The sequence below is a fragment of the Achromobacter sp. genome (genome assembly GCF_057314935.1).
Map to the genome: position 1 here is coordinate 75009 of NZ_DBHKZA010000018.1, position 12319 is coordinate 87327.

A 12319-nucleotide genomic window follows, 5' to 3' on the forward strand; every position below is an offset into this window, starting at 1 on the left:
ATGACCGAAGCCACACCCCTGTTGTCCATCCAGAACTTGAGCATCGCCCTGCCCCGCGGCGGCGACCGCCCCTTTGCCGTACAGGACGTTTCCTACGACATCCGCGCCGGAGAGATCCTGTGCATCGTCGGGGAGTCCGGTTCCGGCAAATCCATGAGCGCCAACGCCATCATGGGCCTCTTGCCCGACTACCTGACGCCGCAGCAAGGCCGCATCCTGTTCCGGGGCAAAGACCTGCTGCAGCAAGACGAAGCCACGCTGCAGGCCATGCGCGGCAAAGACATGGCGATGATCTTCCAGGAGCCGCTGTCGGCCCTGAACCCGCTGATGACCGTGGGCGACCAGATCAGCGAAGTCATGCGCGTGCACAATGCCTACCCGGGCGCCGAACGCTTGCAGCGCACGCTGGAGCTGCTGGCCTTCGTGGGCCTGCCGGACCCGGCCACGCTTTATCACGTCTATCCCTTCCGCCTGTCCGGCGGCCAGCGGCAACGCGTGATGATCGCGATGGCGTTGGCGCTGGAACCGGCGCTGCTGATCGCCGACGAGCCGACCACCGCCCTGGACGTCACCACCCAGGCGCAGATCCTGGCGCTGATTGCCCGTATCCAGAAGGAAAAAGGCATGGGCGTGATGTTCGTCACGCATGACTTCGGCGTGGTGGCCGAAATCGCCCACCGCGTCGCCGTCATGGAAAAGGGCGTGCTGGTGGAGCAAGGCCCCGCCGCCGACGTGCTCAACCGCCCCCGCCACCCCTACACCCAGCGCCTGATCGCGGCCGTGCCGCACCGGCGCGGCGAAGAGCGCGCCGCCACCGCAGACGACAAGCCGGTGCTGGAAGTCAAGGACCTGAAGAAGACCTACGTGATCGGCCATGGCTGGCTTGGCGGCAAGCGCGAAGTGCATGCGGTGGATGGCGTGAGCTTCGCCGTGCGGCGCGGCGAGACGCTCGGCATCGTTGGGGAATCCGGGTCGGGCAAATCCACCATCGGCAAATGCCTGCTGAAACTGGTGGGCATCAACGGCGGCCAGCTGATCTTCAACGGGCAAGACATCGCCACGATGTCGGAGTCGCGCTTTCGGCCCATGCGCCACGACATCCAGATGATCTTCCAGGACCCGTTCGCGTCACTCAACCCCCGCCATACCGTCGGGCGCATCATCAGCGACGGCCCCGTCGCCAACGGCGTGCCGCGAGCGCAAGCCGAAGCCCGCGTGCGCGAACTGCTGTCGCTGGTGGGGCTGGACCCGTCGGCGTTCGACCGCTATCCCAACCAGTTCTCCGGCGGCCAGCGGCAGCGCATCGGCATCGCGCGCGCCCTGGCGCTTGAGCCCAAGGTGCTGGTGGCGGACGAATCCGTATCGGCGCTGGACGTGTCCGTGCAGGCCCAGGTGCTGCAACTGCTGCATGATCTGCAGCAACGCCTGAAGATCGCACTGGTATTCATCACCCACGATCTGCGCGTCGCCGCCCAGATCTGCAATGCCGTGCTGGTCATGCACCGCGGAAAAGTGGTCGAGTACGGCTCGCCCGCGCAGATCTTCGACAATCCGCAACACGCCTACACGCGGCAATTGATCGCCGCGGTGCCCGGCCAGCACTGGGACCCGACCCAGGCGACAATGGCCTGATCCCCCGAACCCGATGACAACACCAGGAGATACCCACGTGCAACGCCCCGCCGCCGTCCCCACCGTGCAGATCGACAACGACATGGTCACCGTCACCGAATGGCGCTTTCCGCCGGGCGGGGAAACCGGTTGGCACCGCCACGGCATGAACTACGTGGTGGTGCCGCAAACCACCGGCCCGCTGCTGCTGGACACACCCGACGGCCAGATCACCAGCCAGCTCACCACCGGCGTCGCCTACTATCGGCCCGTTGGCGTCGAGCACAACGTCATCAACCCCAGCGAAACCGAATTCGTTTTCGTCGAAATCGAAATCAAGCAGGCTTGACGCGTCAGCGAGGACCATCATGAAGGCGTTTTTTTCGGAAGAGCAATTGCTGCACACCCCGCAGCAGTTCATGCGGCTGGGCCGCCTGAGCGCGCCCACCGACCTGCCGTCACGGGCCGAAAGCCTGCAAGGTGCCCTGGCGGCCAGGGGAATTAAGGTCGAAGCACCTGCCGACTACGGCCGCAAGCCGTTGGAAAGCATCCACAGCGCCGACTACCTTAACTACCTGGAAACCGCGTACGCCCGCTGGCAGTCGCTCAAGACGCCCGGCGTGGATCCGGGCCCGGAAGTGCTGCCCAACCTGTCGCCGTACTACAACGGCCGCATCGAACAGGCGGGCCGCGGCCCTTGCCCGTCACCGTCCATCGTGGCGCAGACGGGCTACTACCTGAGCGACCTGTCGTGCCCCATCGGCCCCCAGACCTGGCGTTCGGCGCTGCGCTCCACGCATAGCGCCGTGGCCGCCGCCGATCACGTGGCCAGCACCGGCGGCATGGCCTACGCCCTGTGCCGCCCATCGGGCCATCATGCGCATCGCGACCGCGCCGGCGGTTTCTGCTATCTGAACAGCAGCGCCGCAGCGGCCAGCCGCTTGCTGCAAACCTGGTCCAAAGTGGCGGTTCTGGATGTGGACGCGCACCACGGCGACGGCACCCAGAACATCTTCTACCAACGGTCGGATGTGATGACCGTGTCGCTGCATGCGGACCCCAGCGCCTATTACCCGTTCTACACGGGCTATGCGGAAGAACGCGGGCAAGGCCAGGGCGAAGGCTATAACCTGAACCTGCCACTGCCGCACGGTTCAGGCAACGATCCCTTCCTGGCCGCGCTGGACACGGCATTGACGGCGCTGGGTGGCTACGCGCCCGAAGCACTGGTGCTGGCCTTGGGTTTCGACACGTATAAGGACGACCCCATCAGCGTCCTGAAGCTGGACATCGGCGCCTACCGCGACATCGGCGCGCGCGTCGCCAGCCTGGGCGTGCCCACCGTCGTCGTGCAGGAAGGCGGCTACATGGTGCAGGCGATCGGCCCGGCGTTGGACGCGTTCCTGCAAGGCATGGGGCACGCCGGCGCCTGACGCCTTCTGACATGTCCGCCACGCCCACAGCCGTCCTGCCCGCGTCTTCCTCCTCCCGCAACGCCGGCATCCTGTTGTTCTTCGCCGCGCTGGTGGCGTTCGCCACCTTCGACGCCGGATCCAAGCACATGCTGGAGCGCTACCCCGCTCCCTTCCTGAATGTGACGCGGTATCTGGCGGTGATCGTCCTGGCGATGGTGATGCTTTTCCGGCAGGGCCGTGGCATGCGCCTGCGCGATGCGCCGGAAAAACCGTTGCTGGTGCTGCGCGGGATCATGTTGGCGACCGTGGCCTCGTGCTTCATGACCGCGCTGATCTGGATGCCGCTGTCCGAGGCCACGGCCATCTATTTCACGTCGCCGCTGATCATGGTGGCGCTGTCGCCCTGGCTGCTGGGCGAGCGCGTGCGTCCCGTGCAGTGGGCAGCGGTAGCGGCCGGGTTTGCGGGCATGCTGCTGATCGTGCGGCCCGGTTCGGACTTGCCGCTGCTAGGCACCGTGCTGATGGCGGTGTCCGCCGTCAGCTACGCCATCTTCCAGGTGCTGACGCGCAAGCTGTCGGGCAAGGTCGCCGGTCCGGTGCAATATGCGTACACGGCGATCATCTGCCTGATCGTCACCGCGCTGCCCGCCCCGTTCTTCCTGCCCGACCCGTGGCCGGGCCTGACCGACGCGCTGCTGATCATCGCCCTGGGCGCATGCAGCGGCTTGGCGCAGATCTTGCTGATCGCCGCGTTCCAACGCGTGTCGGCCGCCACGCTGGCCCCGCTGAACTACTTCCAGCTGCTGCTGGCAGTGCTGTTCAGCACCTTCTGGTTCCAGCGTCCGCCCGATAGCCTGGCCCTGGCAGGCATGGCGCTGATCATGGCCGCCGGCGTCTTCCTTGCCATGCGCCGCGCCGCTTGAACGCGGGGCTTAGCTGGTTTCGCGCTGCACCAGCGTAAAGCCCAGGTCCACATGGCGCTCGGCGACCTCGTCGCCCGCCAGATGCCGCATCAGCAGGCCTGCGGCCGCCGCGCCGATCTCGTAGCGCGGCGTGGCGATCGTCGACAAGGGCGGCGTCGTCCAGGCCGTGCCGGCCAGGTCATGGAAACCGATGATGGCCATCTGGCCCGGCACGCTCACGCCCAGGCGTCCGCACTGGAACACCGCACCCTGCGCCAGGTCGTCATTGCAGAAAAAAACCGCGTCGCATTCGGGATGACGATCGCGCAGGTCTTGCAGCAACGACGCCCCCAGACTGATGGACGATTTTTCGGGCGTCATGATTTCAAGCGCCGGGTCATGGCAGCCCGCATCCCGCAATGCCTGCCGCGCGCCTTCGCAACGGCGCAGCGACCGCGGATCCAGTTGCGCGCCGACGATGCCGACGCGGCGGTGGCCGCGCTCGAGCAGGTGACGGGCCGCCGCGTACCCGGAGTCGAATTGCGAAAAGCCCACGCTCATGTCTTCACCGGCCGGCAGGGTTTCGATCGTGTGCACCGTCGGGATCTGTTGCGCCCGCAGCAGGTCCCATACGCCCGGGTTGTGGTCGATGCCTGTCAGGATCAACCCGTCCGGCGAATGCTGCAGGTACTTCCGCAACAGCGCCTCCTCCTCGTCGGGCGAGTAGCCCGTGACGCCGATCAGCATGTGATAACCGTGGCGGTCCAGCACGTCCTTGATCCCCGTGATGATGTCCACGAACACCACATTGCTCAGCGACGGAATCAGCGCCACGACGGTTTGCGAACGCGCCGACGCCAGGGCGCTGGCGGCGTGATTCGGCACGTAGCCCAGCTCCTGGCACACCCGGGCGATGCGCTGGCGCAGCGCTTCCGCCACCTTGTCCGGCGTGCGCAGCGCGCGCGACACGGTAATGGCGCTGACGCCGACGCGGCGCGCGACATCCTGCATGGTGACGCGCCCGGCGCGGGTGCTTCGGCGTTTACGGACGGACATTGGCCCTCGCGATGGAGTCGGAAGCGCGTAGTCTGACGCAAAAAACGGGGGGTTGCCAAACCGAAAATGTTAGCGCTAACATCACCGAAAGCATAATCCAGAAAATTCCGGGAAACGGATAGGAGACAACAATGCAAGCTCGCCCTTCGGGCCGGCCAGGCGGCACGCCTTTGGCCCGCGCCGCCGACTGGTGTTTCGCCTTGCAGACCTGGCTGATGGTGGCCTGTCTGGTCGTCATGGTCGTGCTGCTGTTCGGCAACGTAGCCCTGCGCTATCTGTTCAATTCCGGCATCAATGCATCAGACGAAGTCTCCCGACTGGCGTTCGTCTGGATGATCTTCCTGGGCTCGGTGATCGCGCTGCGCGAACACCAGCACATCGGCGTCACGATGCTGGTGGAGCGCTTCGGGCCCGCGGCGCGCCGCGTGTCCCACGTGTTCTGCCAACTGCTGGTGCTGTGGGTGCTGTGGCTGATGGCAGAAGGCAGCTGGGTGCAGACCGTCATCGGCATGGACACCGTGCTGCCCGTCACGGGCATGCGCCTGGCGGTATTCAACTCGGCGGCGCTCTACGCGGCGGTGGCCATGGGCATCTTGACGGTAATCGACCTGGTCCGGGTGCTGACGGGGGGCCCCTTGCCGGCGGAATCCAGCCCTGAAGACCCGTTGGTCTGACGCCCCGCATCCGCTGGCCAGACACGGCGCCGCCCCTCTCCCCCTCCCGCCCGGACACTCGCAATGATCCTGACCGTCTTCCTGCTTGTACTGCTGGGCCTGATCGCCCTGGGCATGCCGATTGCGTTCGCCTTGCTGCTCAGCGCGCTGGCCATGATGTTCCAGCTGGATTTTTTCGATACCCAGATCCTGGCGCAGAACATGCTGTCAGGCGCCAACAGCTTCACCTTGATGGCCGTGCCGCTGTTCATGCTGGCGGGCGAACTGATGAACGCCGGCGGCATTTCGCGCCGCATCGTCAACCTGGCCAACGCGTTCGTCGGCCATATCCAGGGCGGCCTGGGCTATGTGGCCATCTTCGCCAGCGTGCTGCTGGCCTCGCTGTCGGGCTCGGCCGTTGCTGATGCCGCCGCGCTGGGATCGCTGCTGATCCCCATGCTGCGCGAAAAGGGCTATGACGCCGGCCAGGCATCGGGGCTGATCGCCGCCGGCGGCATCATCGCGCCCATTATCCCGCCGTCGATCTCGTTCATCATTTTCGGCGTGGCGACCAACGTGTCGATCACCAAGCTGTTCTTCGCGGGCATCGCCCCCGGGCTGATGATGGGCCTGACGCTGATCGCCGTCTGGGCCTGGGTGGCGCGCAAGCACGGCAGCATCAAACCGTCGCCGCGCGTGCCGTGGCGCAGCCGCCTGAAGGCGTTCCGCGAATCGCTGTGGGCGCTGATGTTGCCTGTGATCATCATCGGCGGCTTGCGCGGCGGCATCTTCACGCCCACGGAAGCCGCGGTGGTGGCCGCGGTCTATGCCCTGCTGGTCAGCCTGTTTGTCTATCGCGAGATCGGCGTGCGCGACCTGGCCCAGCTGTTCGTCAACGCCGCGCGCACCACGGCCGTCGTCATGTTCCTGGTGGCCGCCGCGATGGTCTCGTCCTACATGATCACGCTGGCCGACATGCCGCAGGACCTGATCGCCCTGCTGGAACCGGTGATGGACCAGCCCAAGCTCCTGATGTTCGCCTTGCTGATCCTGTTGACGCTGGTGGGCACGGTCATGGACCTGACGCCCACCATCCTGATCCTGGGCCCGGTGCTGATGCCCGTCGTCACCAAGGCGGGCATCGACCCCGTCTATTTCGGCGTCATGTTCGTGATGGTGGGCAGCGTGGGGCTGTTGACCCCGCCGGTAGGCACGGTGCTCAACGTGGTCTGCGGCGTGGCCCGCATCAATATGGAAACCATCTGCAGGGGCGTGTGGCGCTACGTGGTGGCCTACACGGCCTTGCTGGTCCTGCTGGTGATCTTCCCTGAACTGATCACCGTACCCGCACGTTGGATGCACTAACGGCATAGAGAAACCCCAAGGAGGAGCACCATGATCACCCGATTCAAAACCCGTCTACTCGTGCTGGCGACCGCGCTGTCCTGTGCGGTCGCCGGCGTGGCCGCCGCGGCGGACGTCAAGCCCCGCCTCATCCGCTTTGGCTATGGCCTGAACGAAGAAAGCGTCCAGGGCCGCGCCGCGCGCTTCCTGGCGCAGGAACTGGAGAAAGTCAGCGGCGGAAAGCTCAAGATGAAGACCTTCGGCTCGGCCAACCTGGGGTCGGACGAACAGATGCAAGGCGCGCTGGCCGGCGGCGCCCAGGAAATGATGGTCGGTTCCACCGCGCCGCTGGCGGGGATGGTCAAGGAATTCGGCGTATTCGACCTGCCCTTCCTGTTCAACAGCGAAAAGGAAGCCGACGCGGTGCTGGACGGGCAGTTGGGCCAGGACCTGCTGAAGAAGCTGGAAGCCCGAGGCCTGGTCGGCCTGGTCTATTGGGAGAACGGCTTTCGCAACATGACGAATTCCAAGCGCCCCATCAGCCGCGCCGAAGACATGCAAGGCATCAAGCTGCGCGTCATGCAGAACCAGATTGCGCTTGGCGTCTTCAATACGCTGGGCGCAAACGCCGTCCCCATGCCGTTTTCCGAACTGTTCACCGCGCTGGAAACCCGCACTGTCGATGGCCAGGAAAACCCGATCACCACTATCCAGAGCAGCAAGTTCTACGAAGTGCAGCCCTATTTGACGATCTCGCGCCACGTCTACACGCCCTGGGTGGTGCTGGCCTCCAAAAAGTGGTGGGACACCCTGTCGCCGGACGAGCAGAAGCTGATCCGCCAGGCCGCCGCAGCGTCGCGCGATTTCGAGCGCCAGGACAGCCGGGCCGATTCCGCCAAGGCCATGAAGACGCTTGAAGACGCCGGCATGAAGATCAATACGATCAGCCCCGAAGAAGTGACCCGCATGCGGCAGAAGGTGCAGCCCGTGGTGGACAAGTACACGCAGGAACTCGGGCCCGAGCTCATCAAGCAGCTCAATGACGAGATCCAGAAGGCGCGCAACTAGCGCCCTGCCACCGAAGCGAAGCGAGCCCCCCATGTCTCAGACACCCCGCAAGTTGCGTAGCCAGAAATGGTTCGACGACCCCGCGCACGCCGATATGACGGCGATCTACGTCGAGCGCTATCTCAATTACGGCCTGACGCGGCAAGAGCTGCAATCCGGACGGCCGATCATCGGCATCGCCCAGACAGGCAGCGACCTGGCGCCCTGCAACCGCCATCACCTGGCGCTTGCCGAGCGCATCAAGGCGGGCATCCGGGACGCGGGCGGCATCCCGATGGAGTTCCCCGTGCATCCCTTGGCCGAGCAAGGCCGGCGGCCCACGGCCGCGCTGGACCGCAACCTGGCCTATCTGGGCCTGGTCGAGATCCTGCACGGTTATCCCTTGGACGGCGTGGTGCTGACGACCGGCTGCGACAAGACCACGCCCGCCTGCCTGATGGCGGCCGCCACCGTCGACCTGCCCGCCATCGTCCTGTCGGGCGGCCCCATGCTGGACGGCTGGCACGACGGCCAGCGCGTGGGTTCCGGCACGGTCATCTGGCATGCGCGCAACCTGATGGCGGCCGGCAAGCTGGACTACGAAGGCTTCATGACGCTGGCCACCGCGTCCTCGCCCTCCGTCGGCCACTGCAACACCATGGGCACGGCGCTGTCGATGAATTCGCTGGCTGAAGCGCTGGGCATGTCGCTGCCCACCTGCGCCAGCATCCCCGCGCCCTACCGCGAACGCGCCCAGATGGCCTACGCCACCGGCATGCGCATCTGCGACATGGTGCGTGAAGACCTGCGTCCTTCCCACATCCTGACCCGGGAGGCGTTCGAGAACGCCATCGTCGTCGCCTCCGCGCTGGGCGCCTCCACCAACTGCCCGCCCCATCTCATCGCGATGGCCCGTCATGCCGGCATCGACCTGAGCCTGGACGACTGGCAGCGTTTGGGCGAAGACGTGCCGTTGCTGGTCAATTGCGTACCAGCCGGCGAATACCTCGGCGAAGGCTTTCACCGGGCGGGCGGCGTACCTGCCGTCATGCATGAATTGCTGGTCGCCGGACGTCTGCACGCCGACTGCCCCACGGTGTCCGGCAAGACCATCGGCGATATCGCCGCAGCCGCCAAGACCCACGACGCGGACGTCATCCACAGCTGCGCCGCGCCGCTGAAACATCGCGCAGGCTTCATCGTGCTGTCGGGCAATTTCTTCGACAGCGCCATCATCAAGATGTCTGTCGTGGGCGAAGCGTTCCGCCGCGCCTACCTGTCCGAGCCTGGGTCGGAGAACGCTTTCGAAGCCCGCGCCATCGTGTTCGAAGGCCCCGAGGACTACCACGCCCGCATTGAAGACCCCGCGTTGAACATCGACGAGCACTGCATCCTGGTCATCCGCGGCGCGGGCACCGTGGGGTACCCGGGCAGCGCCGAGGTCGTCAACATGGCGCCGCCCTCGCACCTGATCAAGCGGGGCATCGAATCCCTGCCCTGCCTGGGCGACGGCCGGCAAAGCGGCACCTCGGCCAGCCCGTCCATCCTGAATATGTCGCCCGAAGCCGCCGTCGGCGGCGGCTTGGCACTGCTGCGCACCGGCGACAAGATCCGCGTCGACCTGAATCAACGCAGCGTGACCGCCTTGGTGGACGATGCGGAAATGGCCAGGCGCAAACAGGAACCTGGCTACCAGGCTCCGCCCTCGCAAACCCCGTGGCAAGAACTGTATCGGCAACTGGTCGGCCAGCTGTCGACGGGAGGCTGCCTGGAACCCGCGACGCTTTATCTGAAGGTCATTGAGACGCGGGGCGATCCCCGGCATTCGCACTGAGTGGCTTGAAAAACCCGTTGAACGCAGCCCATTCGGTGAACAAGTCCGGCCACGCATGCACCAGCGTGCCGGGCTTGCCCATGCCCCAGCCGTGCCTACCTTGAGGAAAGATATGCATCTCGGTCGGCACGCCCACCGCGCGCAACGCACTGAACATCAGCAGGCTGTTGTCCACGGGCGAAATCGGATCGTCCTGCGCCTGCGCCAGGAATACGGGCGGCATTTGCGCCGTCACCAAATGGTCCACTGAAAACGCCGCGCTCTGCTCGGCAGACGGGTGTTCACCCACGATTTCCCGGCGCGCATGCGTGTGGTCGAACGGCGGCATGAAGGTCAGCACCGGATAGATCAGCCCCGCGAAATCGGGCCGGGACGACAGGCTGTCCGCCGCGTCCACCGGCGCGTACCGCGCGACTGCCGCCGTGGCCGCGGTGAAGCCGGCCAAGTGCCCGCCCGCCGAAAACCCGATCACGCCGATGCGCCCGGTATCCAAGCCGTACCGCCCCGCCATCGAACGAATCACCCGCATGGCGCGCTGGCCGTCCTGCAGCGGCGCTTCGGCCGGCCAATGCTCGCCCGGCAACCGGTAGACCAGTTCAAATGCCGTCACGCCTTGCGCCTGCAGCCACAGGCAGGTCGGCGTGCTTTCCGAGCCCCGCTCGATATGCGCATACCCCCCACCGGCGATCACCAGCGCGGCGCTGCCGTTGGGTTGGGCCGGCCGATAGACGATCAGGCGCGGCCGGGACACCTGTGTCACCGACCCCTTGGCGCTGACCTTCTCCGGCCCATCGGGCCCGCGGCCTTGAGGGGGCCGGTTGCCCGGCCAAAGGTCCAGCGTTTCCTGGGCGGCGGATTGACCGGCCGCCACGGCCGACGATGGACTCACCCACCCGAAAGCCGCCCCGGACATTGCGGCAAATAGAAGTTCCCGACGCTTGTTCACCATGAATGATCCTTGCCGGCTGATGGCGCGACAGGAACGACGCGCGGCAACTTGAACAGCCTTGCTGCGGCCCATTACATCAGAGAAGCCACGGATTCCAGCACTGGAATTCCGACGCAACGGTTTCGGCGCGTTACGCCTTGCGCCTGTCTTTCAGCCGCGTCTCATTCGCCTGAATACCCGCTAAACAAGGATCAGGATTTGGGCGCCGGACGGCTCAGCACATACGCCGCGCTGGCGATGAAAAACAGGCCGACGCCCACGGCCAGCGGCCAGGACGGATGCGCGCTCCACCAGAACAGCGCGTAACCGGCGGCCATGCCCAGGCAGGCATAGGTCTTGCCCTTGCGCGACACTGCGCCCTGTTCGCGCCAGGTGCGCAACGCCGGTCCATAGGTAGGACTGTCCAGCAGCCACTTTTCCAGCCGCGGAGAGGACCGCGAAAAGCAGCCCACGGCAAGGATCAGGAAAATCGTCGTCGGCATGACCGGCAAAAACGCGCCGATGACGCCCAATGCCAACATCACGCAGCCCAACGCCAACCACAGAGCTTTCATCATGATGGTCAGCAGAATATCGCAAATGCGGGGCTTGAACCCGGGTGGTTGACGCCACGCAAGGACTACGCCCGGGGTTCCGGCATTTTTGCGCGCAACATGTCCATGAACTTCGGCCCGGGCGAACCGCCGGCGGCGCGCGCCTTGACGACCATCTCCCAAGCCTGGTCGTATTGCCCCCGCCAGTAATAGGCCGTTGCCCACGACGAATACAGGTAGCCCTTGTTCGGCTCGACGGCTTCGCCTTTGCGGTACCACGCATCTGACCGGGCGGTTGCCGCCACCCGGGCCTCGGGCGGCAAGGTCTTGTCCTCGGCCGCGCAACGGGCCGCGATGCGCCCGGCGTCCGCATAAATTCCCTGGAAAGTGGGCGGATCATGGCTGATCGCCTGATCCATCATGCTCATCGCTTGGCAATACTTGCCCTGATCATGCAGAACCGCCGCAAATCCCGTATATACCTCGGGATTATCTGGGTTCAGCAGCCACGCCTGATTGAAGCGGCGCATGGCCATGCCAAGTTGATCCGCCTGGTAGAAACGATAACCCTGCGAGACCCAGGCTTTGGAAGCCTTGTCGGCAGAACCGAATGCCTGGGTGGCATCGACAATGAGTTTCTTGTCGCTGGCCTGCAGTTCGGCGGCGGCCGCCCGATCCATGCCGCCATACATCGGCAGTTCATCAATGCGCGGCTGCGCCGCTTTTTCCGGCGGCGGCTTGACCGCGCAGGCGGCCAACAGCAGGCCCGGGATCAAGAGTGTCGCCTTCAGGAAGTTATGCATGGTTTGGGTGGTGTGGAATCTATCCGGACCATATCAGATAAATTCCGGCGCCGGGACTGCAGCGTCTTTCGCAAAGGAATCGCCGCAAAATGCGCGCATCGGGCGCCCGTGCAACACCTGCCTTGATGTGTCTATGCGCCGCATGGAGATATATGGGTCGTTCCCCATTCCG

Annotated in this window: 12 protein-coding genes; 8 read left to right on the forward strand and 4 right to left on the reverse strand. The window is 65.4% G+C overall.

Annotation, left to right across the window (positions count from 1 at the left end; all coding sequences use genetic code 11):
- The 4 genes from ACO6D5_RS09305 to ACO6D5_RS09320 are packed head-to-tail and all read left to right on the forward strand — an operon-like array spanning window position 1 to window position 3949.
- Window positions 1-1632, forward strand: a complete 1632-nt coding sequence (locus ACO6D5_RS09305) for an ABC transporter ATP-binding protein (RefSeq protein ID WP_485825208.1) — start codon at window positions 1-3, stop codon at window positions 1630-1632.
- A 37-nt stretch (window positions 1633-1669) separates the two neighbouring features.
- Window positions 1670-1960 (forward strand): cupin domain-containing protein, encoded by a 291-nt coding sequence (locus tag ACO6D5_RS09310; RefSeq protein WP_315528169.1) that lies wholly within the window; start codon window positions 1670-1672, stop codon window positions 1958-1960.
- Window positions 1961-1979: 19 nt separating this feature from the next.
- Window positions 1980-3044 carry a histone deacetylase family protein gene (locus ACO6D5_RS09315; protein WP_485825209.1) on the forward strand — a complete coding sequence of 355 codons (1065 nt, stop codon included), beginning with the start codon at window positions 1980-1982 and terminating at the stop codon, window positions 3042-3044.
- An 11-nt stretch (window positions 3045-3055) separates the two neighbouring features.
- Window positions 3056-3949: a DMT family transporter gene (locus ACO6D5_RS09320; protein WP_485825210.1), complete on the forward strand. Its 894-nt coding sequence runs from the start codon at window positions 3056-3058 to the stop codon at window positions 3947-3949.
- A 9-nt stretch (window positions 3950-3958) separates the two neighbouring features.
- On the opposite strand, the gene gntR is transcribed toward ACO6D5_RS09320, so the two are convergent.
- The gene (gene gntR / locus ACO6D5_RS09325) at window positions 3959-4984 is read right to left on the reverse strand and encodes an HTH-type transcriptional regulator GntR (protein ID WP_485825211.1); all 1026 of its coding nucleotides are present in this window, start codon (window positions 4982-4984) and stop codon (window positions 3959-3961) included.
- 131 nt (window positions 4985-5115) lie between these two features.
- Here gntR and ACO6D5_RS09330 point away from each other — a divergent pair, with 131 nt between their 5' ends.
- The 4 genes from ACO6D5_RS09330 to ACO6D5_RS09345 all read left to right on the forward strand — a co-directional run bounded on the left by ACO6D5_RS09330 (window position 5116) and on the right by ACO6D5_RS09345 (window position 9862).
- Window positions 5116-5658, forward strand: coding sequence for a TRAP transporter small permease (locus ACO6D5_RS09330; RefSeq protein ID WP_315528162.1), 543 nt, complete (start codon window positions 5116-5118; stop codon window positions 5656-5658).
- 63 nt (window positions 5659-5721) lie between these two features.
- Window positions 5722-7002, forward strand: coding sequence for a TRAP transporter large permease subunit (locus tag ACO6D5_RS09335; protein WP_315528160.1), 1281 nt, complete (start codon window positions 5722-5724; stop codon window positions 7000-7002).
- Window positions 7003-7032: 30 nt separating this feature from the next.
- Window positions 7033-8049, forward strand: a complete 1017-nt coding sequence (locus tag ACO6D5_RS09340; RefSeq protein ID WP_485825212.1) for a TRAP transporter substrate-binding protein — start codon at window positions 7033-7035, stop codon at window positions 8047-8049.
- Window positions 8050-8080: 31 nt separating this feature from the next.
- Window positions 8081-9862 carry an IlvD/Edd family dehydratase gene (locus ACO6D5_RS09345; protein ID WP_315528158.1) on the forward strand — a complete coding sequence of 594 codons (1782 nt, stop codon included), beginning with the start codon at window positions 8081-8083 and terminating at the stop codon, window positions 9860-9862.
- Here ACO6D5_RS09345 and ACO6D5_RS09350 read toward each other — a convergent pair.
- The 3 genes from ACO6D5_RS09350 to ACO6D5_RS09360 all read right to left on the reverse strand — a co-directional run bounded on the left by ACO6D5_RS09350 (window position 9825) and on the right by ACO6D5_RS09360 (window position 12147).
- Window positions 9825-10775 carry an alpha/beta hydrolase gene (locus ACO6D5_RS09350; RefSeq protein ID WP_485825213.1) on the reverse strand — a complete coding sequence of 317 codons (951 nt, stop codon included), beginning with the start codon at window positions 10773-10775 and terminating at the stop codon, window positions 9825-9827. The genes ACO6D5_RS09345 and ACO6D5_RS09350 overlap by 38 nt on opposite strands.
- Before the next feature lie 227 nt (window positions 10776-11002).
- The gene (locus tag ACO6D5_RS09355) at window positions 11003-11368 is read right to left on the reverse strand and encodes a YbaN family protein (RefSeq protein ID WP_202803407.1); all 366 of its coding nucleotides are present in this window, start codon (window positions 11366-11368) and stop codon (window positions 11003-11005) included.
- Between the two features lie 62 nt (window positions 11369-11430).
- Window positions 11431-12147, reverse strand: a complete 717-nt coding sequence (locus ACO6D5_RS09360; RefSeq protein WP_315528153.1) for a tetratricopeptide repeat protein — start codon at window positions 12145-12147, stop codon at window positions 11431-11433.
- Window positions 12148-12319 lie beyond the last annotated feature (172 nt).